Raw genomic sequence first — 21,360 nt, 5'->3', positions numbered from 1 at the left:
TCCCGCGACTCCCGGGCGGGCCCCTGCTGGGGAGGCGGCTCGGGCCCTGATCGGGGCTCTGCTCGCGCTTGTGTCAGCGCATCGCGGCCACGGCCCACTCCGCGACGATCGCCACGGCGACACCGGTGCCCAGCACCAGCGTGGCCCAGCGGGTGCGGCCCGCTCGGCTGAGGACGAGCGCGCTGCCGGACAGGATCAGCGCCATGCCGTAGAAGCCCAGGGTGAGCACCGAGTGCGTACTGCCGAGACGCAGGACCAGGACGGCACCGACCGCGATCATGATGCCCGCGGAGAGGGCTATGCGTACGTGGCGGGCCTGGCGTGGTGTGAGCCCCTGCCGCTCCGGGCTCGTATTGGCTTCTGACATGCCGGAAAGCCTATCCGCAGGGAGACGCGCGCTGTCCGCCGGATCATGCGCCCCGTGCGCTGCCGACCTCGGCGGGCCAGGTCGGTGCGGTACCGGTCAGCTGGCAGGCCATCAGGTACAGGGGGATGGGCGGTGTGTAGGGGCTCGCGCCGTCCGGACCGCGGATCAGCCGGTGGCTGGTGCCGGGTACCCGGGCGCCCCGGGCGTAGTGCGCGGGCAGCGGCCACAGCAGGTCGAGATCGGATCCGGCCGGAACGATCCACCACCACCACTGGCTGTCGGCGAAGACGCAGCCGTTGCGCGGCATGCGGCCGAGGAGGCGGAACCCGAAGCGGGCCGGCACGCCCACGGCGTCGCAGCCGAGTGCGGCGGGGACGGTGTCCGGCAGGCGGAGGCGGGTGAGCCCGGCCTCCGGGTGGTGGCACCGGTGGACGAGCTGCGGCTGCCGGCCCCGATGCGGCCCGGGAAGCGGCGGTTCGTGGCGCACGCCCAGGGACAGGAGCGTCGCCAGGCTCTTCAGCACGGCCACTCGGCAGTGAACGGCCCGTCGGAACAGGTAAGTTCGGCCCATACGGCACGGCCTGCGCTGTGCTCGCGGTCGTACGTCCCCCAGGCCGTGCTGAGCGATTCGACGAGCAGCAGGCCGCGCCCGCGCTCCTCCTCCAGACCGTGGCAGACCCGTGGTCCGGTCGGCGCAGAGCCCTGGTCCTGCACCGTGACGCGCAACCTCCCGTCGGCGAGCAGCAGTTGACAGGAGACCAGATGTCCGTCGGTGTGCACCACCGCGTTGGTGACCAGTTCGGAGACGATCAGGAGGGCCGTGTCGAGGGTGTCCCCGTCGATGCCCCAGCGGCCGAGCCGCTCGCTCACCAGTCGTCTCGCCCGGGAGACGGATGCGACGCGCGCCGGCACCTCGAAGCCGTAGCGGGAAGTGGCGGTGTCCGGACTCGCGTCCAGGAGAGGGGTGGTGAGCGCGTCACGGTTCACACGACCAGTCTCCCGCTGCAACAGTCACGTTGGCAATAGACACTCTGAAAATTGCAGAGTGGGCATATTCATCGTTGAACCGCCGTGGCACACTGCTCGCAAACATCGCACGTGGGGAGGTCACGAAGTGAGTGAACCGCGGTCCGCCCCCACGGTGGGCCAGGTCGTCCTCGGCAAGCGCCTGCAGGATCTGCGGGAGCGCGCCGGTCTCAAGCGCGAGGAAGCGGCGAAGATTCTCCGCGTCGCCCCCGGCACCATCCGCAGGATGGAGACCGCCGAGGTCGCGCTGAAGATTCCGTATGTCCAACTGCTCCTCGGCGCGTACGGGATAGGCGACGAGGAGGCCCGCGGATTCGTGGAGCTGGCCGAGGAGGCCAACAAGCCGGGCTGGTGGCAGCGTTTCCACGACGTCCTGCCGGGCTGGTTCAGCATGTACGTCAGCCTGGAGGGCGCCGCAAGCCTCATCCGTGCGTATGAACCGCAGTTCGTCCCCGGGCTGCTGCAAACGGAGGACTACGCACGGGCGATCATGCTCGGCGGAGCCATCGGCCACACCGATCCGGAGGAGATCGAGCGGCACGTCGCCCTGCGGATGGAGCGTCAGGCGCTGCTCACGCGGCCCGACGCGCCCCGGCTGTGGGTGATCATGGACGAGACGGTGCTGCGCAGGCCCGTCGGCGGCCCCGGCGTGATGAAGGAGCAGATCGACAAGCTGCTCGACAGCACCCGGCTGCCCCATGTGACGCTGCAGATCGCCGAGTTCGCGAGCGGGCACCACCCGGGCACCTACGGGCCCTTCGTCCTCTTCCGGTTCGCCATGCCCGAGCTCCCGGACATGGTCTACAGCGAATACCTGACCGGTGCCGTCTATCTGGACGCGCGCCCCGAGGTCGCCACGCACCTGGAGGTCATGGACCGCATGGCGGCGCAGGCCGCGACGGCACACCGCACGAAGGAGATCCTGAATGCTCTCCGCAAGGAGCTGTGAATGAAACGCATATACAACGGCATGCCCGCCGCCGAGCTGGGTGAGGACGGCTGGCACAAACCCTGGAGCGGCGGGAACGGCGGCAACTGCGTCGAGACCATGAAGCTCGCCGACGGCCGGGTCGCGGTCCGCCAGTCCGCCGACCCCGACGGTCCCGCGCTCATCTACACCACCAACGAGATCGCCGCCTTCATCCAGGGGGCGAAGTCCGGCAAGGCCGACTTCCTGGTCAGCTGACCTGCTGCCGCGGGGGCAGCAGCGTCACCAGGAACCGCTTCGGGGACGAGATGTTCCCGGCCGCGTCGACCGTGCGGTACTCGATGGTGTGGGTGCCGTAGTCGGGTGTGGCGTCGTCCCAGGGCACCACCCGGGGCGTGCCCAGCTTTCCGTACACCAGATCGTCGATCACGGTGCCCTGCGGGGTGAAGCGGTAAGGGGCGCCGGCGTCGGTGGGCCAGCCGTAGTACGTCTGCCATCCGTCGCCGTCGACCCTGAACTGCCGGACCACATAACCGTCCTGGTCGTCCCGGGCGGTCAGCCCCATCGTGAAGGGACCGTCGTAGACGTACTCCACCGGCCGGCCCGGCCGGTGGACCGTCCGCAGCGGTTCGGACAGTTCGTACGCGGCCGTGGCCGCCGACGCGTCCACGGTCCAGGTGAGTTCCTGGTCCGTGCCCGCGATGTCCGTGCCCGCGATACGGGCCGTCAGCTCATGGGTGCCCGGCCCGAGGCGCAGGGTGCCCAGGTCCAGGTCCCGGTCGTTGCCCGGATTGGCCACGGGGCGGCCGTCGAGCGCCCAGCGGACCGCGAGCGGGCGGCCGGCGGGATGCGTGGTCTCGGCGTACACCACCGAAGCGGCGCCGACGGGCGCCCCGGTCGCGGTGTGGTCCGTGAACGCCGCCGCCACCTGGTCCGGCGCGGTCACCACCGACGTGTCCACCGTCCAGCTCACCGTGCGCGTCAGCGCGGCGGACGCGCGGACGGCCGGGTCCCGTACGAACGGCGTGGGATCGGTGACCGTCGCCGTGAGCGTATGCGTGCCGGGCGCGAGGTCCAGACGCCGCAGGTCCACCGTGCGTGCGTCACCCACCGCGCGCAGCCGCTCGCCGTCCAGGCGCCATACGACGCGGAGTTCACCGCCGACCGGGTGCAGCGTGTCCACCCACACCGTCCGGTCGTCGCCGATCGGGGCGGCGTCGGGTGTGTGCCCCTGCACGAGGTTCACCTTGGCCGAGATCTTCTGCACCATCACCTCGCGCTCGACCTGGTCGAAGGCGTACCCGAGGGTCTTCATGATCGAGTGCTTGCTGGGCCGCCACACGCCCTTCGTGCTGTACATCCCGCCCTCGTGGCGCCCGATGACCCCGCCCGACTCGCTCTCCTCGCCGAGCCAGCGCCACCACTTCGCGCGCTGCTCGTGCATCTGGTCCTCGGTGAGCAGCGTGTGGTGCGCCGACTCCGGCTCGCCGCCGCTGTAGGTGCCGCCGGGCACGCCGCGCGCGTAGTAGTCGTACTCGTCCTGGAGCTTGCCCAGCGAGTGGCCGATCTCGTGCGGCGTGATCAGCGAGGACAGGGCGTTGCCGCCCGACGCGGTGGCGTAGGTGCCGCCCGCGCCGCCGTAGGTGTCGCTGTTGGCCAGGGCCACGATCTGCCGGTTGGCGCTCGCCGTGCCCGGTACGAGATCGGCCAGGGCGGTGGCCGCGCCGCTGTCCACGGTCAGCAGCCGCTGCACGCTGTCCGCGTTGCAGCCGCCCCAGAATCCCATGCCGAGCGCGGTGTCCCGGCGCGGGGCGTCGAGGCTCGGGTCGCAGTCGACACCGGACTCGGCGGAGGCGGTCTCCACGGCCCACACGTTGATGTACGAGCGGTAGGAGGCGAACGGCTCCGTCGACCACAGCACGTTGAGGTGCGTCTCGACGTCCGCGCGGAACTCCGGCAGCTCCGCCGCCGTGTAGCCGTCGCCGAGCACCACCAGATTGAAGCGCTTGTCGGCGGGGCCCGTCGTCTGCACCGGCACGACCGTCGCCGCGTCCGTCACCGCGTCCGTCGTCGCCGCGGCGTCCGCCGCTGCCGAGGGCGCGCCCGTACCGAGGAACAACGCGGCGAGAACGGCGCCCGCGGTCGCGAAGAGACCCGCCGCGCGCACCCGTGTGACGGATGTGGTCATGGTGATGCAGCGTACGCGTGGGATCAACGGACGGTAAAGAGGAGGGAGTTGACCACATCCTTCTCGGGCGGCGGGAGACGCAGCGGCCCGCTCCCCGGTGTGACCGAACCGAGCACGCGCGCGGCCCGGGCCCCCGTGCACGACGGCAGGCTCCCCGGCAGCCCGTGCACCGTCAGGAACCCCAGCACGGCGAACGCGTACGCCTCCTTCGCCACCGAAGGCAGCCCCAGCTCGTCCGAGGTGCACAGCCGGATCCCGGCCAGTTCCGCGCGCAGCATCGCCATCAGGACCGGATTGCGGGTGCCGCCGCCGGAGGCGATCACCTCGGTCGCACCCAGCGGACGGACCGCGTCCGCGACCGTGCGGGCGGTGAGGAGCGTGAGCGTTGCGAGCACGTCCTCGGGCGCGAGAGAGCCGAACCCGGCAAGCGCGGCCCGCAGATGACCGGCGTGGAACAGCTCCTTCCCGGTGGTCTTCGGCGCGGGCAGCCGGTAGTACGGCTCCGCCAGCAGCCGTTCCAGCAGCGGACGGTGGATCCGGCCGGCCGCGGCGAGCGCACCGTCCGCGTCGTACGCCCGGCGGCCGCTGGTCAGTTCGGTGACGGCCGCGTCCAGCAGGGCGTTCGCCGGACCCGTGTCGAAGGCGACCGGATCACCCGAGCGGGGAACGGCGGTGGCGTTGGCGATCCCGCCCAGGTTGAGCGCGACCGGGACGCCGGGCCGCCCCCGCAGCCACAGCACGTCCACCAGGCTCACCAGCGGCGCGCCCTGCCCTCCTGCCGCGATGTCCCGGGGCCGGAAGTCGGAGACGACCGGGCGGCCCGTCGCCTCCGCGATCCACGCGGGCTGCCCCAGCTGCAGTGTGCCCAGGGCCGTGCCGCCGTCCACCCAGTGGTGCACGGTCTGACCGTGCGAGGCGATCAACTCCGCTGTTCCGTCGCACAGTTCACGGTCGGCCCGCACGGCGACCGCCGCGAGGGCCTGGCCGATACGGGTGTCGAGGCGGCAGACGTCTCCGAGCGTCGTCGCCGCCGGCGGCAGGGCACCCGCCAGTGCCGTCCGCAGTTCGTCGTCGTAGTGACCGCTGACCATGCCGAGCGGTGTCACGGTCAGGGTGTCCCCGTCGAGGCCGATGTCGGCCGCGGCGGCGTCGACGGCGTCGTACGAGGTCCCCGACATCAGGCCCACGACCCTCACCGCAGCGGCCCGCGGTGGTCGTCGCCGCGCAGGCTCAGCAGCGCGAACACACTGACCGCACACGTCGCGGCAGCGTAGTAGGCGGGGATGTCCACGTTGTCCGTCCTCTTGATCAATTCGGTGATGACGAGCCCGGCGCAGCCCGAGAACACGGCGTTGGACAGCGCGTAGGCGAGACCCAGACCCGTGTAGCGGACCTGCGTCGGGAACATCTCGGCGAGCATGGCGGGCCCCGGCCCGGCCAGCAGCCCGACGACCGCGCCCGCCGCGAACACCGCGAGGCCCTTCAGCGGCGTCGAAGTGCCCGCGTCCTGCAGGAGGTTGATCAGCGGCAGCGCCAGCACCACGACGAGCACCGCGCCGGTCAGCATCACCGCCCTGCGCCCGATCCGGTCGCTGAGCGCGCCCGCCGGGACGATCGAGGCGGCGAAGCCGAGATTGGCGAGAACGGTCGCGACCAGCGCCTCCTGGAACGAGGCGTTCAGCGAGGACTGCAGATACGCGGGCAGCACCACCAGGAACGTGTAGCCCGCGGCGGCCCAGCCCATGATCCGCCCGGCACCCAGCAGGATCGCCCGGACCACCTCGGCGGCGGGCGGCGCCGGCACCGGCTCCGCGTCCACCCGCCGGAAGACCGGCGTCTCCTCCAGGCGCAGCCGCAGCCACAGCGCGACCGCCCCGAGCGGCAGCGTCAGCAGGAACGGAAGCCGCCAGCCCCAGTCGTTCAACTGACCTTCGGACAACACCGTCGCCAGGACCGCCGCGGCCCCCGCGCCGCCCAGCAGCCCCAGCGCCACCGTGAACGACTGCCACGACCCGTACAGGCCGCGCCTGCCCGCGGGTGCGAACTCGGTCATCAGCGACACCGCGCCCCCGAACTCGCCGCCCGCGGACAGCCCTTGCAGGACCCGCAGCAGCGTCAGCAGCCAGGGAGCCAGGGCTCCGGCCGTCGCATACGTGGGCAGCAGGCCGATCGCCGTTGTCGCCAGCGTCATCAGCGCGATGACCAGGATCAGGGTCGGACGGCGTCCGATCCGGTCGCCGACCCGCCCGAACAGCGCGGCGCCGACCGGCCGGAAGAAGAACGCCAGGGCGAACGACGCGTAGGTCTTCACCAGGGCCTCGATGTCGCTGCCACCCTCGGGCGTGAAGAAGTTCGCGGCGATGATCGTGGCGAAGTAGCCGTAGACCCCGAACTCGTACCACTCCACGAAGTTGCCGACCGAACCGGCCAGCAGCGCGCGGCGGGAACGGACGGGCGGGACGGTCTGCTCGGCGGAGGTCGTCATTCCCTTTTTTTTCCCGCCGCGACCCGCCCGAACGCGTCGCCGCCCCGGTCCGATCCGGGAGAGCCGGGACGGTGCGTCGCACGGCGGATTGCCGCACCGCCGAGCACCACCAGCGCCGCCGCCCCGTACGCGATGCTGCCCACCAGGTCCCCGTCCCCCACCGCCGGCCCCGCGACATAGCGCGCCCCGCCCGCGGCCGCCACCGCCAGCCACTCCCACCGCCCGTCCAATGCCACCAGCGCGACCAGTAGCAGGGCGTACCACGAATAGCCCGGCGTCGTCAGCAGGAACGCCGTCCCCGTCACCAACAGCGCCCCGCTCCAGGGACGTCCGGGATCACCGCGCCACAGCACGTACGCGACCACCGCGGCCATGACCACCGCCACGGCGGGCTGCGCCCACGCGTCCGGCAGCACCAGCCGCAGCAGCGCGTACCGGCCGTTGGAGCCGGGATCGTCGTACCCCTCCTCCTCGGCGTAGCCGCCCAGGTAGCCCAGCACCGACCCTTGCGACCACAGGACGTACGGCAGGTAGGCCACCGCCACCACCGCGGCGGCCGGCAGCAGCACGGCCGCCGCGTCCCGCACCCGCCGCACCCCCGACAGCGCACCCGGCAGCACCACCGCGGGCAGCAGCTTCACGGCCACCGCCGCGCCGAGCAGCACACCGCCGCCCACCCGGTGGCGGACCACGGCCCCGAGCCCGGCGACCGCGAGCAGCACACCGAGGACATCGACATGGGCGTTGTTCACCGCCTCCATCGGCACCGCGGGACACCACGCCCAGTACGCGGCCCGACGCGGGTCGCCACCGCGTCTGCGCAGGACGGCCACCAGCACCGCCGTCGTGCCGACCGCGAGGAGCGCGCCCCCGGTCTGCAGCGCCTTGTGCCGCGCCCCGTCCGGCGACACCGCGTGCACCAGCAGGAACCAGCCCTCCGCGACCGGCGGATAGATCGTGTGCACCTGCGGCCGGTTGATCCGCGTGCAGTGCCTCTCGCCCTCGGGGCCCGGAACACGACGCCGCTCGGGCAGTCCGCACGCCTCGCCCGACGGGAACAGCCAGTCGTCCCGCAGGTGCGCGAGCGCCGGATCGGCCGGCGGGTGGTCGTACGGCGCGACGCCGGCCGCCTGCACCCTGCCGTCCCAGGCGTAGCGGTACGCGTCGGTGCTGGTACGCGGCTCGGCGAGCAGCCCGGTCGCGGCGACGGCGGCACCGCCCACCATGACCAGCACGACCGCGTGCCGCACGGGTGCCCGCCGCACCGCGGCCACCGCCGCGGCGAACAGCACCCAGCATCCGGCGTACCACCACGCCAGACCGGCCGGATCGGTCACGAAACCACCCCGGAGCACGGTCACGGCCAGTGCCGTGGTCAGGGCCGCCAGCAGGGCGGCGGCGAGGAGGGCACGCTTGGTGATCACCCGCTCAGCGTGGCAGCCGGAGCGCGCCCACAGCGGGACGCGGGGCGCGACGTCCGCATTCCGTAAGGTGTCGGACCACACCGCCGAGGGCCTCGCGGCGGTCTCATGGAGACATGAGAATCCGCACGGTCGCAGCAGCCGCCGGACGGCTCCGGGGCCTGCCCCGACGACTGCCCCGGCCGGGCCTGCCCCGGCCCCCGCTGCCGACGTTCTCCGGCCGCCTGCACGACGCCCGCACGGCGACCGCGATCGGCCGGTGGCTGGGCGCCGCCTTCGCCGTGTGCTTCGTGACCGGCCTGATCAGCCACTACCTCCAGCACCCGCCCGGATGGCTCGCCGACGTGCTGCCCACCAGACCCACCTGGGGCTACCGCCTCACCCAGGGACTGCACGTGGCGAGCGGGACCGCCGCGATCCCGCTGCTGCTGGCGAAGCTGTGGGCCGTGTACCCGAGGCTGTTCGTGTGGCCGCCCCTGAAGTCCGTACGTCACGGACTGGAGCGCCTGTCGGTGGCCGTACTGGTCGCCGCGTCCGTCTTCCAGCTCACGACCGGGCTCCTCAACACCGTCCAGTGGTATCCGTGGCCGTTCTCCTTCGTGCCCGTGCACTTCGCCGTCGCCTGGCTGCTGACCGGCGCGCTCGTCCTGCACATCGCCGTGAAACACCCCGAGATCAAGGCGCACTGGTCCCGGCGCTCACCCGGCACGCTCCAACTGCCACCGGCCGAGGGGCCCGACCGGCGCTCGCTCATGCTCGGCCTGGCCGCGGCCGTCGGCGCGGTGACCGTGACGACTGTCGGCCAGTCGCTCACGCCGCTGCGCCGCCTCGACCTGCTCGCGCCGCGCCACCCGGACCACGGGCCCCAGGGCCTGCCGGTCAACCGCACCGCCGCCGCTGCCGGAGTGACGGGGCCCGCCGTGGCGCAGTGGCGGCTCACCGTGACCGGCCCCCGCCCCTACGCCCTGACCCTCGACGAGCTGGCCGCCCTGCCGCAGCACACCGTCACCCTGCCCATCGCCTGTGTCGAGGGCTGGAGCAAGGACGCCCGCTGGACCGGCGTGTGCGTCCGGGACCTGCTGGAGCGGGCCGGCGCCCCGCCCGGCGCGGCGCTGCGCGTCACCTCGCTGGAACGCCGCGGCGCCTGGCGCGTGATGGAGATGGGCGCGTCCTACGCCGACGACCCGCTCACCCTGCTCGCCCTGCGCCTGAACGGCCAGGTCCTCTCCCTCGACCACGGCCACCCCGCCCGCATCATCGCCCCCAACCGTCCCGGCGTGCTCCAGACCAAATGGGTCACCCGGATCGAGGTGCTGTGATGCGCGCGCGCCTGGTGACGGGAGCGGTGGGCCTCACCCTGATGGGCGTCGGCGCGTCGCTCCTGGTGAGCGGCGGACAACTCCGCGACGTCGCCCTGTGGCTGGCCGGAGCGATCGTCCTCCACGACGGGATCATCGCCCCCGTGGTGCTCGGCATCGGCCTCCTCCTGGCGGGCCTGCCCGCACGGGGGATGCTGCGCGGGGCGCTGATCACGGCGGGGTGCCTCACCTTCGTCGCCCTCCCGGTGCTGCTGCGGCCCGGCGCGCCGACCAACCCGTCGGCGCTGCCGCTGGACTATCCGCGCAACTGGCTGCTCACCCTGGCGGCCGTCGCCGTGCTCACGGCCGCTGTCGGAGGCGGCCGGTGGCTGTGGCGCCGCCGTGCCCGGCTCCGCCCCCGGTGGCACCGGCGCCGGCTCAGGCGGTGAGCAGGGGCCGCGCCCGCCGCGCCTCGCCGAGGGCCGTCGCCCACCACTCCAGCTGGTCCAGCAGCACCTTCGCCGCACCGCTCGGGCCCTCGGGGTCCCGCAGCGTGCCGTCGGGGGCGAAGAGCTCGTAGTAGCGCGGGAAGCTGACGTAGTCGCGGACCGTGTGCGCGTGCAGCTCGTTGAACACCTGCCGCAGCTGCTCGATGGCCAGCAGCCCGCCGCTCGCGCCGCTGTACCCGACGAAGCCGATCGCCTTGGCCTGCCACTCGGTGTAGTGCCAGTCGATGGCCGCCTTCAGGGAAGCGGGGAAGCTCCGGTTGTAGTCCGGCGTCACGACGACGATCGCGTCGGCCGCCTCGAGCCGCTGCGTCAGCTCCGCCATTCCGGCGGGCCGGTCCATCGCGGGCTGGAGGGCGGGCGGCACGGCCGGCAGCTCCAACGGCAGTGGGGTGATGTCCGCCAGGTCCACCACATCGACGGTGAACCTGCCGTGCTGGGCGGCCTGTTCGGCGAACCACCGGGCGACGACCGGGCCGAAGCGGCCCTCGCGGACGCTGCCGATGAGCACGGCGAGACGGAGGTTGTTCTCGGACATGGGGAGCTCCTCGTACGGATCGGTATCGGCGCCGGAAGCGGCGCGGACACCACGCTGCCGGGCCGACGGGGGAGCAGGAAGGCCGGGCCGAGGCTGGTAGTGACAGGGCCACGATCCGCGGGCGCGCTGCTGTTACGTTCGGGGGGTGAGCGACAACGAGCTGGGACTGTTCCTGCGCAACCGCCGCGAGGCCCTGGCGCCGGCCGACGCCGGCCTCCCCGCGGGCCCCCGCCGCCGCACCCCGGGTCTGCGCCGCTCGGAGCTGGCGACCCTCGCCGGGGTCAGCGTCGAGTACGTGACCCGACTGGAGCAGGGCCGCGACCGCAGGCCGTCCCCGGCGGTGCTGTCCGCGCTGGCCGACGCGCTGCGCCTCGCCCCCGCCGAACGGATCCATCTCCACCGGCTCTCCAAGGGCGCGGACGGGAACTTCACCTGCATGGGCGGCGCCCTGCCCAACCGGGTGGTGCGCCCACCGGTCCGCGCGCTCCTCGACCGCCTCGAACCGGCACCGGCCGTCGTGCTCAACCGCCTGAGCGAACTGCTCGCCTGGACCGAGGGCTACGAGCGGCTGGCCCGCCCGCTCGGTCTGCTGGACGGCGACCCGCCGAACCTGGCGCAGTGGGTGTTCACCGACCCGCGCGCGAAGGAGGCGTACCCGGACTGGGACCACGTGGCCGACGAGCAGGTGGCGGCGCTGAAGCAGGGGCCGTTCCGGGCGGACCCCCATGTGGCGGGCCTCGTCGACGAGTTGACGGTGACGGCGGGGCCGGTGTTCGCGGACCGGCTCGGATCCGTGCCGGGCCTGCCGCGCGCGAACGGCATCGCGCGCCTGGCCCACCCCGAGGCGGGTGCGCTGCGGCTGTCCTACGAGACGCTGGAACTGCCCGCGGACGACGACCAGCGCCTGCTGGTCCACCTGCCGGCGGACGAGGCGACGACGCGCGCCCTCGACACCCTGACCGGCCGCCACCCGGGCGCCCTCCGAGCGCTCCCGACAGGCGCGTAACGCTGTTGTCGGGGCGCTGCCCCGAACCCCGCGCCTCAATCGCCGGCGGGGCTCCAAAGAAGCCCGTCCGGCGATTGAGGACACCGCGCGGAGCGCGGTACGGGGTCCCGGGGGCGGAGCCCCCGGTTACGGGATGGGGCGGGGTGGGGGAGAAGCCCGGCGCAGCGTCACAAAGCGGCGTCCGCCCCCCGCCCACGACTCCCGCACCCCCCATCCCACCGCCCCCGCATACCGCCGCAGCGCCCCCGCCCCCACCCGCGCCCACGGGAACAGCGAACCCTCCGCGCCCGCGAACACGCCCCCGCCCCCGCCCGCGAACACGCGGACATCCGACCGTTCGTCCACCTCCACCGGTGCCGTCTCCACGATCAGCACACCCTCCCGCGCGACCAGTTCGGCGGCCCGCGCCAGCAGGGCGGCCGGATCGCCGCCGATCCCGACGTTGCCGTCGATCAGCAGGGCCGTGTCCCAGGCCCCCTCCCGCGGCAGGCGGTCGAAGACCGAGCGCCGCAGCGCGCTGCCCCCGATGCGTATCGTGCGCGCCACGGCCGCCGGGCTGACGTCGATGCCCAGCGCCGGCCGACCGCGCGCGGCGAGCGCGGCGACGAGCCGTCCCGGCCCGCAGCCGATGTCGAGCACCGCGCCCCGGCAGCGGTCCAGCACGGTCAGATCCGCCTCGTCCGGTTCCGCGCACCAGCGTTCGACGTCCAGCGGCAGCAGCCAGCCGTCGGGGCGGCGCAGGAAGAGCGGTCCGCGCTCGGTGCGCAGCGCGTCGGTGTACGGGTCCGCCTGCCAGGCCGGGGCCGTCATCGCGCCCCGGCCCCGGCGAGCGCGGACAGGACCGCGGCGAACCGGGACCAGGGCGCGAGCGCCGCCACCGCGCGGGCGTCGTCCGGGGTGTCCACGTCCCGCAGCGGCGGCAGTTCACGGACCGTCAGCCCCGCGTCCACCAGCCGCGCCCGCTGCACCGCCCCGGTCGACGGCGTGGACATCGGCACGCCGCGCACCAGCGCGGGCCGCGGTGCGCCGAGGCCGAGCGCCCAGAACCCGCCGTCCTCCGCCGCTCCGAACGAGGCCTCGTCCGCCGCCATGTCCAGTCCCGCCGCCAGCAGCGCGGGCGTGATCTGCGGGGTGTCCATGCCCACGAGCAGCGCGGGGCCCTCGCACAGCCCGAACGCGTAGGCCAGCCGTTCGTCGAGGCCGCCCCCGCACTGCGGTTCGACCTCGAATCCGGGCGGGAGCCACGCGCCGGGCGTCCCCTCCAGGACGAGCACCCGGCGCCGCGCCGGGGCCGCCCGTACGGCGTCGAGCGTGTCCCGCAGCGCGGCCTCGGCCAGCAGCGCGGCCTGACGCGGCGAGAAGGCGGGTGTGAGGCGGGTCTTGACCCGGCCCGGCACGGGTGCCTTGGCCACGACCAGCAGCGTCCCGTTCACCGGTGACCACCGGCCGTCGCGCGGGGCTTCTCCGCGAGGACCGCCCGCATGTCCCGCACCGCGTGCCAGGTGCCCCGCCAGGTGCCGGTGACCTTCGACTTCCCCGTTCGGGGGAGATACGGGACGTCCACCTCGCCCACGCGCAGGCCCGCGTCGGCGGCGCGGACGACCATCTGCAGCGGGTAGCCGCTGCGCCGGTCGGTCAGGTCCAGGGCCAGAAGGTCCGCCCGCCGGGCCGCCCGCATCGGGCCGAGGTCGCGCAGTCGCAGTCCGGTGCGGCCCCGCAGCATCCGCGACAGCGCCGCGTTCCCCGCACGGGCGTGCAGCGGCCAGGCACCGCGCGTGTGGGGCCTGCGCCGCCCCAGTGCCAGGTCGCACTCCCCGTCGGCCACCCGGCGCACGAGGCCGGTCAGCAGGCCGGGGTCGAGAGACGCGTCGCAGTCGCAGAAGCACACGTACTCCGCATCGGCGGCCAGCAGCCCGGCATGGCACGCGGCACCGAACCCGCGCCGCGCTTCATGGACCACGTGCGCACCGAGTTCGCGGGCGATCCGGTCCGATCCGTCCGTCGAACCGTTGTCCACGACGATCGCCCGCCATCCCGCCGGAATTCTCGCGAGCACCCACGGCAGCGCCTCGGCCTCGTCGAGGCAGGGGAGTACGACATCGACGGTCACGACCGCGCACCCCGCATCCCGCACGACGCGAAGGAGGCCATCCCCTCGGTGAACGGGATCCTCGGCTTCCAGCCGAACTCGCGCATCAGGCGCCCCGAGTCGGCGGTGATGTGCCGGACGTCGCCGAGCCGGTACCCGCCCGTCACGACCGGGGCCGGCCCGCCGCGTGCCGCGGCCAGCGCGGCCGCCATCTCCCCGACCGTGTGCGGGGTGCCGCTGCCGGTGTTGAACGCGCGCAGGACCCCCGGCTCCCGCCCGTGCACGGCCTCGAGCGCGATCGCGTTCGCCTCCGCCACGTCCCGTACGTGCACGAAGTCCCGCCGCTGGCGCCCGTCCTCGAACACCCGCGGCGCCTCGCCGCGCTCCAGGGCCGACCGGAAGAAGGAGGCGACGCCCGCGTACGGGGTGTCGCGCGGCATCCCCGGCCCGTACACGTTGTGGTAGCGCAGGGACACCGCCCGGCCGCCCGTGGCGCGGGCCCAGGCCGCGGCCAGGTGCTCCTGCGCGAGCTTCGTCGTGGCGTACACGTTGCGCGGGTCGCAGGGCGCGTCCTCGCCGACCAGGCCCGGCGTCAGTTCCGCGCCGCACGCGGGACACCTCGGTTCGAACCGCCCGGCGGCGAGGTCCGCGGCGGCCCGCGGCCCCGGCCGGACCGTCCCGTGCCGGGCGCAGTCGTAGCGGCCCTCGCCGTAGACGACCATCGAGCCCGCGAGGACGAGGTCCCCGACGCCCGCCTGTGCCATCGCGGTCAGCAGGACGGCGGTCCCGAGGTCGTTGCAGCCGACGTAGTCGGGGGCGTCGGCGAAGTCCGTGCCGAGGCCGACCATCGCCGCCTGGTGGCACACGGCGTGCACGCCGCGCAGTGCGCGGTCCACCACGTCCCGGTCGCGCACGTCCCCGTGGACCCACTCGGCGGCCGGGGGCGGGGCGGGCACCGGGTGGGCGGCGGGCAGCAGGGCGTCGAGCACGACCGGATCGTGGCCGCGCGCCGCCAGGGCCGCGACGATCTGCGAGCCGATGAAGCCCGCGCCTCCTGTGACGAGTACACGCATACGCTCGACGCTACGGTCCGGGCCCGCCGAGAGCGCCGGTCCGCGCCGGTGCGTCACAGGTCCGTAAGGAGTGGTGCCCCTCGGGCGGGGGCCTCAGGGGAGGCGCAGGTACGCGAGCCCGGCGTGTGCGGCGCGGTAGCCGTCGACGAGGCGGCGGGCGACGCTCACCGAGTCGACGAGCGGATGCAGGGCGAACGCCCTGACCGCGTCCGCCCGCGATCCGCTCGCCGCCGTGGCCAGCACCTCGCGCTCGACCGCCTTCACGGCGGTCACCAGGCCGGTGGCGTGCCCGGGCAGCGGGTCGACGGCGACCGGATGCGCCCCGTTGGCGTCCACGAAACAGGGCACCTCGATCACGGCGTCCGCGTCGAGGACGGAGAGGGTGCCGCGGTTGCGCACGTTGAGGATCAGCGTGGTCCGCTCGTCGCGCGCGACCGCCCGCATCAGCGCGAGGGCCACCTGCTCGTAGCCGCCGGGTTCCGCGTCCTCAGCGTCCTTTGCGTCCCGCTCACCGGCCCCGGCGGCTTCCCGGTTGGCCGCCATGTAGGTGGCCTCGCGCTCGGCGAGGGTGCGCCGCCAGGTGGTCAGCGCCGGCGTACCGGGCCGCTTCATCTCCTCGTAGAAACCGGCCTGTTGGGCTCGCAGGAAGGCGCCGCGCGTCTGCTTCGCCTCCTGGTAGGCGCGGACGGTCTCCCGGTTGAAGTAGTAGTAGTGCAGGTACTCGTTCGGGATCGCGCCCAGTGAGCGGAGCCAGTCGGGGCCGAAGAGCCTGCCCTCCTCGAAGGAGCCCAGCGCCTCGCCGTCGGCGAGCAGCTCCGGCAGCCGGTCGCGTCCCCCGACGCGCAGCCCGCGCAGCCAGCCGAGGTGGTTGAGCCCGACGTAGTCGGTCCACGCGGTCGCCGGGTCGGCGCCGAGGACCTTGGCGACCCGGCGGCCGAGTCCGACGGGGGAGTCGCAGATGCCGATGACCCGGTCGCCGAGGATCCGGCTCATGGCCTCGGTGACCAGGCCGGCCGGATTGGTGAAGTTGATGACCCAGGCGTCGGGTGCCCGTTCTGCGATCCGGCGTGCGATGTCCGTCGCCACCGGAACCGTACGCAGCCCGTACGCGATGCCGCCAGCGCCCACCGTCTCCTGGCCGAGCACCCCCTCGGCCAGGGCGATCCGCTCGTCGGCCGCGCGCCCTTCGAGGCCGCCGACGCGGATCGCGGAGAACACGAAGTCCGCGCCGCGCACGGCCTCGTCGAGGTCCCGGGTCACCGCGACGCGCGGGGCGTCCGGCTGCCCCGCGGCCTGCTCCGCGAGCACGCGGGCGACGGCGTCCAGCCGGTCGCCGTCCACGTCGTACAGGGTGACGTCGGTGACCCGCCCCTCGGCGTGATCGCCGAGGAGCGCTCCGTGGACGAGAGGCACCCGGAATCCGCCGCCGCCGAGAATCGTGAGCTTCATGCCCGTACGGTACGTCGCACCCGGCCTCGGATCGGTGTTACCCGAGGTCGAAGGCGTTCGGCAGCCCCCACCGGTAGCGTGCCCCGTCGTGCCGTTTGAGCGCCTCGAACTCGGGCGCGCGGAACAGCGGGGTCACGGTGCACCGGGGGGCGTCCGAACCGGTGCGGTCCAGCAGGGCGTTGACGGCCTGGCGGGCCGAGGCGTTGGCGCCCTCCATCGTGGCCAGGTCGATGTCGACGCTGACGTAGTCGCCGGCGAGGTAGAAGTTGGGGACCGCGGTGGCGGCCGTGGGGCGGTGGTGGAAGGTGCCGACGGGGTGGATGAGGAGTTCGTCCTCGTTGGTCGGGTGTGGGGTGCCGAGGCCGTCGACGCCGGGATCGAGGAACCACGAGTGCAGGGCGCTGTCCTTGAGGACCGTCCTTCCCGTGTCGTTGAGCGCGGCCTTCAGCTGCGCCCACACCTCCTTGGCGACCTCGGCCCGGGTGCACTGCTTGGCGGTCCTGCCGTACAGGATGCCGGGCCGGTCCCATTCGGAGATGTCGACGGACAGGCAGTCCACCACCGTCCCGTCGCCGTAGTCGGCGGGGAAGTCGCGGTCCGGCCAGTGCCCGGCCTGCTGAATGGCCGTCAGCGACCAGGGCGAGTCGATGCAGTTGAGATGGCCGTGGAGCAGGGGTGCCCGCTCGGTCAGATAGAACTGGATGCCGGTCATCCAGTCGGTGTGCAGCTTGTCGCAGCGGGCGAGCTGCGGGTCGGCGGCCCGCAGGGCGGGGCCCCAGGTGCGCCGGGCGTGCTCGACGGGCATCGCGGAGACGTAGTGGTCGGCGGTCACCGAACGGCGCGTCCCCTGCGGGTCCTCGACGACCGCGGCCGTGATCCTTCCATCGCCGTACGCCATCTCCCGTACGGTCCAGCCCACCTGGAACCGGACGCCGAGCGCGGTCAGGTGCGCCACCCAGGGGTCGATCCACGCCTCGTTGGTGGGCGCGTCGAGGATGCGGTCGAGGGGGCCGTCGGCGCCGCGGCCCAGCGCGTTGAAGACGAACGCCTCCAGCAGTGTGGCGACGGTGCGGGTGCTCGCCTCCTCGGCCTTGGTGGCCACGATGTTGCGGGTCAGCCCGATCGCGAGGATGCGCTGGTAGTCGTAGCTCATCCGCTCGGCCCTGATGAACTCCCACCAGGGCGTGCGCTCCCAGACCTCGTCGCGCCGCTCGTCGCAGCTGGTGAGGAAGACGAGCCCGCGGTTCACGAAGTAGGCCGTCTCGTGGGCGGGGATGCCGAGCGCCGTGTCCAGCATCGCCGTGAGCGCGCGGCGGATCTCGTCGAGCGTCAGCTCGGCGGGCCGGTGGCCCGGCCAGGGGAGCGGGATGCGCAGGTCCTCGCGGCCGGTGCGGGCGAAGGACATCTCCGGCGGTGCGACCAGGTTGTCCCACACGCCGTTCGCGTTCCCGGGGAAGGGAATGCGGCGCATGGTGTCGGGAAGGTTGTGGTAGATGCCGGGAATGAAGCGGAAGCCGTGCTCCGCGGGTAACGGTCTGCGTCCGCCCCGGGCGCTGCCGGGCACGTCCATGCTGCGGGCCTTGCCGCCGAGCGCCCGGCGCTCGTAGACGGTGACGCGGAAGCCGCGCTCGGCGAGTTCGTGCGCGGCGGTCAGCCCCGCGACGCCGCCGCCGAGCACGGCGACCGACCCGGGCGCCGCCGGTGCCGCGGCCGCCGCGGTGACGCCGACGGCCGAGGCGAGTGCCGCGGTGCCGCCGACCGCGGCGGCCCCTGCCATGAAAGTGCGTCGTGAGGTGCCGCGTAACGTGCCGCGTAACGTGCCTCGTGAGGTGCCTCGTGAGGTGCCCGAACGATCCATCCGATACCCCTTACCGACGGTAACTACCGCGTCCGGCGCAGGAGCATACGGACAGCACACGTGACCCGGAAGCCACGCGTGGGCCCATTCCTTCAATGGCTGGAAAATGGAGCCATGGCACGACGCATCAAACGCCCCGGGCGTACCGCACAGCCCGCCCTCACCGCCGCATCGCCCTGTCCCTGCGGTCTGCCCGCCACCTACGCGGAGTGCTGCGGCCGCTTCCACAGCGGCGAGGACATCCCGCCCACCGCCGAGCTGCTGATGCGCTCGCGCTACAGCGCCTTCGCCGCACACGACGCGAAGTACCTGCTGCGTACCTGGCACTCCTCGACCAGGCCCCGGCACCTGGAACTCGACCCCGGCACGCAGTGGTCCAGTCTGGAGATCACCGACGTCACCGACGGCAGCGCCTTCCACACCGAGGGGACGGTCACCTTCCGGGCCCGCTTCCGCCACCACGGCAAGCGTGGCGAACTGCACGAGCGCAGCAACTTCACCCGGCAGAACGGCGCGTGGGTGTACGTGGACGGCACCTTCATCGAGTGAGTCGCGGCACGGCCGTCGGGCGGGCGACGCAGCCGCCGAGCCGGGGGCTCCCGTGCGCCGGTTCCTCCGCCGGCAGGTGCTCGACGATCTCGTCGCTCTCCGCACCGAGGCCGTCCCCCCGGCAAGGGGGACGGCCTCGGCGCGGAGCGGGGCGCGTCAGTGGGCGCGGCGCGGCATGACGGTGAGCCGGGGGTCGTACGCGGCGAGGATCTTGTTCGCCCGTGCCAGCACGGACAGGGCGTGCTCGCGGTCCGCCCGGTCGTCGGCGCACAGCGGGCCGCGGAACCGGTACACCTCGCGCGCGGCGCACTCGGCCTCGATCTCGGCGTGCAGGACATGGGTCGGCATGCAGGAGCCGATCATCACGGCCACGCGGTCGGGAATCGGTACCGGCACGAGGTTGGAGGCGGTCACGTCAAGTCCTTGTCTGCTTTTTCCGTCGGAAGGCCGTCGGTCGGTCGGCCTCCCACCCCTCCATGACTACCGGAGTGCCTTCGGGGTTCCGTGGCGGGGGTGTCTTTGTGCGGCAACGATGGTTGATCGCCCCGTTGCTTTCTGGATACGCGGGAGTAAGTTGACCCCCGAGTAAGTGCCGAGGTCCCGTCAACTCCCCGCCCGCGAAACGCGCGAACCGCGAACAGGAGCCGACCATGGGCGTACACAAGGATCTGAAGAGGGCGAAAAAGCGCAGCGATCTCGCCGATCGCGTCCCGGTCGAACTGGTCAGGGAGGACGGCGTCGTACGAGAAGCCCGTACCGCACCTCTCGCCCGGCCGTCCGTCTCCGGCAGCACCGCCGACATACCTTACGCGAACGCGGCGGAGTCACCCGCATCGGTGGTCCTGCGGCGCAAGGACGACGACGGCCGGTGGCGTCCCGTGACCGCCGCCGGCTTCGCCCGCCAAGTCACGGAGACGGCCAAAGGATTGATCGCCGCCGGGCTCGAAGCGGGAGGACGGGTGGCCGTGATGTCCCGCACCCGCTACGAGTGGACCGTGATCGACTTCGCGATCTGGGCGGCCGGCGGCCAGAGCGTGCCTGTATATGCCACGTCTTCCGCCGAACAGGTCGCCTGGATCCTGCAGGACAGTGGCGCACGCCACGTCGTCACCGAGTCCGCCGAACACGCCCGGACCGTGGCCACCGCGGCCCTCGCGCTCGGCGCGGACCCCCGGGTGTGGACCATCGACGACGGCGCCATGGAGATACTCGCCACACTCGGCCGGGACGTCCCCGACGAGGAGATCACCAAGAGGCGGGCCGCTCTGACGCCCGACACCATCGCCACCCTCTGCTACACCTCCGGCACCACCGGAAAGCCCAAGGGCTGCGTCCTGACCCATGCGAACCTGCATGCCGAGGCCGCCAACACCGTCGAGCTGCTGCACCCCGTCTTCCAGGCGGTCACGGGGCAGACGGCCTCCACGCTCCTCTTCCTGCCGCTCGCCCACATCCTCGGCCGCACCATCCAGATCGCCTGCATGATGGCCCGTATCGAGCTCGGTCACTGCCCGAGCATCACACCCGACGAGCTCAGGCCGGAGCTGCGGAGCTTTCGGCCCACGTTCCTCGTGGGCGTCCCCTATCTCTTCGAGAAGATCCACGACACCGGCCGGGCCACGGCCGAGAAGATCGGCCGCGGCGCCTCCTTCGACCGCGCCCACCGCATCGGCGTACGGTTCGCCGAGGCGTATCTCGCGAAATTCCTCGGCGCCGGCCAAGGGCCCGGCATCGGCCTCACCCTGGCCTGGGCCCTGTACGACGTGCTGGTCTACCGGCGCATCCGCAAGGAACTCGGCGGAAGACTGCGCTACGCGATCAGCGGCGGCTCCCCGCTCGACCGCGAGCTCAACCTCTTCTTCTGCGCGGCCGGCATCGTGATCTACGAGGGATACGGCCTGACCGAGACCACAGCCGCCGCCACGATCATCCCGCCGCTCAGCCCGCGCCCGGGCACGGTCGGGCAGCCCGTGCCCGGCACGGCGATCCGTATCGCCGACGACGGCGAGGTGCTGATCAAGGGCGGCATCGTCTTCGGCGCCTACTGGAACAACACGGCGGCGACCGGCGAGGCCCTCGACGACGGCTGGTTCGCCACGGGCGACCTCGGATCGCTCGACGACGACGGTTACCTGACGATCACCGGCCGGAAGAAGGACATCCTCGTCACCTCCGGCGGCAAGAACGTCTCGCCCGCCGTCCTCGAGGACCGCCTGCGCAGCCGCCCGCCGGTCGGCCAGTGCATCGTCGTCGGCGACAACCGGCCCTACGTCGCGGCCCTGATCACCCTGGATCCCGAGGCGATGGAGCACTGGCTCGCCGTACGCAGACGCCCGAAGGACACGCCGCTCGCGCGCCTGTGCGAGGACCCGGAACTGATCACGGACGTCCAGCGGGCCGTGGATCACGCCAACGCGGCGGTGTCCCGAGCGGAGTCGATCCGCCGCTTCCGCCTGATCGCGGCCGAGTTCACGGAGGAGAACGGCCTGCTGACGCCGTCCCTGAAGATCAAACGCCACGCGATCACGGCGGCGTACGCGACGGAGATCGCGTCGCTCTACACCTGACGACCAGCCGTG

At 73.1% G+C, this 21,360-nt stretch carries 22 protein-coding genes; 7 read left to right on the top strand and 15 right to left on the bottom strand.

The window, feature by feature from the left end; genetic code table 11:
• Window positions 1-73: 73 nt before the first annotated feature.
• Genes ACF08N_RS01185 through ACF08N_RS01175 form a run of 3 tightly spaced genes read right to left on the bottom strand, consistent with a single transcriptional unit; the run spans window position 74 to window position 1,354 of the window.
• Window positions 74-367, bottom strand: a complete 294-nt coding sequence (locus ACF08N_RS01185; protein ID WP_392322450.1) for a hypothetical protein — start codon at window positions 365-367, stop codon at window positions 74-76.
• A gap of 43 nt (window positions 368-410) precedes the next feature.
• The gene (locus ACF08N_RS01180; protein ID WP_392322449.1) at window positions 411-890 is read right to left on the bottom strand and encodes a hypothetical protein; all 480 of its coding nucleotides are present in this window, start codon (window positions 888-890) and stop codon (window positions 411-413) included.
• Complete coding sequence (locus tag ACF08N_RS01175; protein WP_392322448.1) at window positions 884-1,354, bottom strand: ATP-binding protein; 471 nt, start codon at window positions 1,352-1,354, stop codon at window positions 884-886. Before ACF08N_RS01175 ends, ACF08N_RS01180 begins: the two co-directional genes overlap by 7 nt.
• Before the next feature lie 127 nt (window positions 1,355-1,481).
• Here ACF08N_RS01175 and ACF08N_RS01170 point away from each other — a divergent pair, with 127 nt between their 5' ends.
• Together ACF08N_RS01170 and ACF08N_RS01165 are read left to right on the top strand one after the other, a co-directional pair.
• A complete protein-coding gene (locus ACF08N_RS01170; protein ID WP_392322447.1) occupies window positions 1,482-2,342 on the top strand; it encodes a helix-turn-helix domain-containing protein in 861 nt (286 codons plus the stop codon).
• Window positions 2,343-2,579, top strand: a complete 237-nt coding sequence (locus tag ACF08N_RS01165; protein ID WP_392322446.1) for a DUF397 domain-containing protein — start codon at window positions 2,343-2,345, stop codon at window positions 2,577-2,579.
• On the opposite strand, the gene ACF08N_RS01160 is transcribed toward ACF08N_RS01165, so the two are convergent.
• Genes ACF08N_RS01160 through ACF08N_RS01145 form a run of 4 tightly spaced genes read right to left on the bottom strand, consistent with a single transcriptional unit; the run spans window position 2,572 to window position 8,418 of the window.
• Entirely contained in the window at window positions 2,572-4,509 is a 1,938-nt protein-coding gene (locus tag ACF08N_RS01160) for a M64 family metallopeptidase (protein WP_392322445.1), read from the bottom strand. The two genes, ACF08N_RS01165 and ACF08N_RS01160, sit on opposite strands and share 8 nt — an antisense overlap.
• A gap of 23 nt (window positions 4,510-4,532) precedes the next feature.
• Window positions 4,533-5,705, bottom strand: coding sequence for an anhydro-N-acetylmuramic acid kinase (locus ACF08N_RS01155; protein ID WP_392322444.1), 1,173 nt, complete (start codon window positions 5,703-5,705; stop codon window positions 4,533-4,535).
• A complete protein-coding gene (locus ACF08N_RS01150; RefSeq protein ID WP_392322443.1) occupies window positions 5,702-6,994 on the bottom strand; it encodes an MFS transporter in 1,293 nt (430 codons plus the stop codon). Before ACF08N_RS01150 ends, ACF08N_RS01155 begins: the two co-directional genes overlap by 4 nt.
• Window positions 6,991-8,418, bottom strand: a complete 1,428-nt coding sequence (locus ACF08N_RS01145) for a glycosyltransferase 87 family protein (protein ID WP_392322442.1) — start codon at window positions 8,416-8,418, stop codon at window positions 6,991-6,993. The genes ACF08N_RS01150 and ACF08N_RS01145 overlap by 4 nt, the downstream gene beginning before the upstream one ends.
• Before the next feature lie 113 nt (window positions 8,419-8,531).
• Between ACF08N_RS01145 and ACF08N_RS01140 the strand changes: the two genes are divergently transcribed.
• Window positions 8,532-9,734 (top strand): molybdopterin-dependent oxidoreductase, encoded by a 1,203-nt coding sequence (locus tag ACF08N_RS01140; RefSeq protein WP_392322441.1) that lies wholly within the window; start codon window positions 8,532-8,534, stop codon window positions 9,732-9,734.
• Complete coding sequence (locus tag ACF08N_RS01135; RefSeq protein WP_392322440.1) at window positions 9,734-10,162, top strand: hypothetical protein; 429 nt, start codon at window positions 9,734-9,736, stop codon at window positions 10,160-10,162. Before ACF08N_RS01140 ends, ACF08N_RS01135 begins: the two co-directional genes overlap by 1 nt.
• On the opposite strand, the gene ACF08N_RS01130 is transcribed toward ACF08N_RS01135, so the two are convergent.
• Window positions 10,152-10,757, bottom strand: coding sequence for an NADPH-dependent FMN reductase (locus ACF08N_RS01130; RefSeq protein ID WP_392322439.1), 606 nt, complete (start codon window positions 10,755-10,757; stop codon window positions 10,152-10,154). The genes ACF08N_RS01135 and ACF08N_RS01130 overlap by 11 nt on opposite strands.
• Before the next feature lie 145 nt (window positions 10,758-10,902).
• On the opposite strand from ACF08N_RS01130, the gene ACF08N_RS01125 reads away from it, so the two are divergent.
• Window positions 10,903-11,763: a helix-turn-helix domain-containing protein gene (locus ACF08N_RS01125; protein ID WP_392322438.1), complete on the top strand. Its 861-nt coding sequence runs from the start codon at window positions 10,903-10,905 to the stop codon at window positions 11,761-11,763.
• 126 nt (window positions 11,764-11,889) lie between these two features.
• Here the strand turns inward: ACF08N_RS01125 and ACF08N_RS01120 are convergent, their stop codons facing one another.
• The 6 genes from ACF08N_RS01120 to ACF08N_RS01095 all read right to left on the bottom strand — a co-directional run bounded on the left by ACF08N_RS01120 (window position 11,890) and on the right by ACF08N_RS01095 (window position 18,151).
• Window positions 11,890-12,573, bottom strand: a complete 684-nt coding sequence (locus ACF08N_RS01120) for a class I SAM-dependent methyltransferase (protein ID WP_392322437.1) — start codon at window positions 12,571-12,573, stop codon at window positions 11,890-11,892.
• Window positions 12,570-13,184, bottom strand: a complete 615-nt coding sequence (locus tag ACF08N_RS01115; protein ID WP_392322863.1) for a DUF2064 domain-containing protein — start codon at window positions 13,182-13,184, stop codon at window positions 12,570-12,572. The genes ACF08N_RS01120 and ACF08N_RS01115 overlap by 4 nt, the downstream gene beginning before the upstream one ends.
• 8 nt (window positions 13,185-13,192) lie before the next feature.
• The gene (locus ACF08N_RS01110) at window positions 13,193-13,873 is read right to left on the bottom strand and encodes a glycosyltransferase family 2 protein (protein ID WP_392322436.1); all 681 of its coding nucleotides are present in this window, start codon (window positions 13,871-13,873) and stop codon (window positions 13,193-13,195) included.
• A complete protein-coding gene (locus tag ACF08N_RS01105) occupies window positions 13,870-14,925 on the bottom strand; it encodes an NAD-dependent epimerase/dehydratase family protein (RefSeq protein ID WP_392322435.1) in 1,056 nt (351 codons plus the stop codon). The genes ACF08N_RS01110 and ACF08N_RS01105 overlap by 4 nt, the downstream gene beginning before the upstream one ends.
• Window positions 14,926-15,018: 93 nt before the next feature.
• Entirely contained in the window at window positions 15,019-16,374 is a 1,356-nt protein-coding gene (locus ACF08N_RS01100; protein ID WP_392322434.1) for a 6-phospho-beta-glucosidase, read from the bottom strand.
• A 37-nt stretch (window positions 16,375-16,411) separates the two neighbouring features.
• Window positions 16,412-18,151 carry an FAD-dependent oxidoreductase gene (locus tag ACF08N_RS01095; RefSeq protein ID WP_392322433.1) on the bottom strand — a complete coding sequence of 580 codons (1,740 nt, stop codon included), beginning with the start codon at window positions 18,149-18,151 and terminating at the stop codon, window positions 16,412-16,414.
• 195 nt (window positions 18,152-18,346) lie between these two features.
• Here ACF08N_RS01095 and ACF08N_RS01090 point away from each other — a divergent pair, with 195 nt between their 5' ends.
• On the top strand, window positions 18,347-18,781 hold the full coding sequence (locus ACF08N_RS01090; protein ID WP_392322432.1) for a YchJ family protein: 435 nt from the start codon (window positions 18,347-18,349) through the stop codon (window positions 18,779-18,781).
• Between the two features lie 156 nt (window positions 18,782-18,937).
• Here the strand turns inward: ACF08N_RS01090 and ACF08N_RS01085 are convergent, their stop codons facing one another.
• Window positions 18,938-19,195 (bottom strand): hypothetical protein, encoded by a 258-nt coding sequence (locus tag ACF08N_RS01085; RefSeq protein ID WP_392322431.1) that lies wholly within the window; start codon window positions 19,193-19,195, stop codon window positions 18,938-18,940.
• A gap of 236 nt (window positions 19,196-19,431) precedes the next feature.
• On the opposite strand from ACF08N_RS01085, the gene ACF08N_RS01080 reads away from it, so the two are divergent.
• Window positions 19,432-21,348, top strand: coding sequence for an AMP-dependent synthetase/ligase (locus ACF08N_RS01080; RefSeq protein ID WP_392322430.1), 1,917 nt, complete (start codon window positions 19,432-19,434; stop codon window positions 21,346-21,348).
• Window positions 21,349-21,360 lie beyond the last annotated feature (12 nt).

This window comes from Streptomyces sp. NPDC015127 (assembly GCF_043080095.1).
GTDB lineage: Bacteria > Actinomycetota > Actinomycetes > Streptomycetales > Streptomycetaceae > Streptomyces.
The sequence above is the reverse complement of the archived record's forward strand: the minus strand, read 5'-3'. Positions and strand labels throughout refer to the sequence as shown.

Bases quoted from the DNA above. Each gene is read 5' to 3' on its own strand.
- ACF08N_RS01140 (WP_392322441.1), top strand. From the start codon at position 8,532: ATGAGAATCCGCACGGTCGCAGCAGCCGCCGGACGGCTCCGGGGCCTG.
- ACF08N_RS01080 (WP_392322430.1), top strand. From the start codon at position 19,432: ATGGGCGTACACAAGGATCTGAAGAGGGCGAAAAAGCGCAGCGATCTC.
- ACF08N_RS01165 (WP_392322446.1), top strand. From the start codon at position 2,343: ATGAAACGCATATACAACGGCATGCCCGCCGCCGAGCTGGGTGAGGAC.
- ACF08N_RS01135 (WP_392322440.1), top strand. From the start codon at position 9,734: ATGCGCGCGCGCCTGGTGACGGGAGCGGTGGGCCTCACCCTGATGGGC.
- ACF08N_RS01160 (WP_392322445.1), bottom strand. From the start codon at position 4,509: ATGACCACATCCGTCACACGGGTGCGCGCGGCGGGTCTCTTCGCGACC.
- ACF08N_RS01105 (WP_392322435.1), bottom strand. From the start codon at position 14,925: ATGCGTGTACTCGTCACAGGAGGCGCGGGCTTCATCGGCTCGCAGATC.
- ACF08N_RS01150 (WP_392322443.1), bottom strand. From the start codon at position 6,994: ATGACGACCTCCGCCGAGCAGACCGTCCCGCCCGTCCGTTCCCGCCGC.
- ACF08N_RS01100 (WP_392322434.1), bottom strand. From the start codon at position 16,374: ATGAAGCTCACGATTCTCGGCGGCGGCGGATTCCGGGTGCCTCTCGTC.
- ACF08N_RS01095 (WP_392322433.1), bottom strand. From the start codon at position 18,151: ATGGCAGGGGCCGCCGCGGTCGGCGGCACCGCGGCACTCGCCTCGGCC.
- ACF08N_RS01185 (WP_392322450.1), bottom strand. From the start codon at position 367: ATGTCAGAAGCCAATACGAGCCCGGAGCGGCAGGGGCTCACACCACGC.
- ACF08N_RS01090 (WP_392322432.1), top strand. From the start codon at position 18,347: ATGGCACGACGCATCAAACGCCCCGGGCGTACCGCACAGCCCGCCCTC.
- ACF08N_RS01130 (WP_392322439.1), bottom strand. From the start codon at position 10,757: ATGTCCGAGAACAACCTCCGTCTCGCCGTGCTCATCGGCAGCGTCCGC.
- ACF08N_RS01120 (WP_392322437.1), bottom strand. From the start codon at position 12,573: ATGACGGCCCCGGCCTGGCAGGCGGACCCGTACACCGACGCGCTGCGC.